This window comes from Vogesella aquatica (genome assembly GCF_028548455.1).
Taxonomy (GTDB): domain Bacteria; phylum Pseudomonadota; class Gammaproteobacteria; order Burkholderiales; family Chromobacteriaceae; genus Vogesella; species Vogesella aquatica.
This window is the reverse complement of sequence record NZ_JAQQLF010000048.1, coordinates 1-509: the sequence shown is the minus strand read 5'-3', so window position 1 is coordinate 509 and position 509 is coordinate 1. Positions and strand designations below refer to the sequence as shown.

The window sequence follows — 509 nt, the reverse complement described above, 5'->3', positions numbered from 1 at the left end:
GAATCCAGGGCATCTGCCAGACGGAAGATGGCTGGTTCGCCGTATTCGGATTGGTCGCCTTCCAGTGCCAGACGAGCGGAACCGGTAACGATCGGGGTGTCATCGCCTGGGAAGTCGTAGGAAGACAGCAGATCGCGCACTTCCATTTCAACCAGTTCCAGCAGCTCAGCGTCATCCACCAGGTCAGCCTTGTTCAGGAAGACGATGATGTAAGGAACGCCAACCTGACGGGACAGCAGGATGTGTTCGCGAGTCTGTGGCATTGGGCCGTCAGCTGCGGAGCAAACCAGGATAGCGCCATCCATCTGGGCAGCACCGGTAATCATGTTTTTAACGTAGTCGGCGTGACCTGGGCAGTCTACGTGAGCGTAGTGACGTGCTTCGGTTTCGTATTCTACGTGAGCGGTGTTAATGGTAATACCGCGGGCTTTTTCTTCTGGCGCGCTGTCGATCTGGGAGTAGTCTTTAGCTTCGCCGCCGAATTTCTTGGACAGAATGGTGGTGATAGC

Annotated in this window: 1 protein-coding gene; it reads right to left on the bottom strand. The window is 55.6% G+C overall.

Annotated elements, in window-relative coordinates; genetic code table 11:
* Positions 1–509: GTP-binding protein (locus tag PQU95_RS18495; protein ID WP_272753361.1), on the bottom strand; the 509-nt coding region annotated here is incomplete at both ends.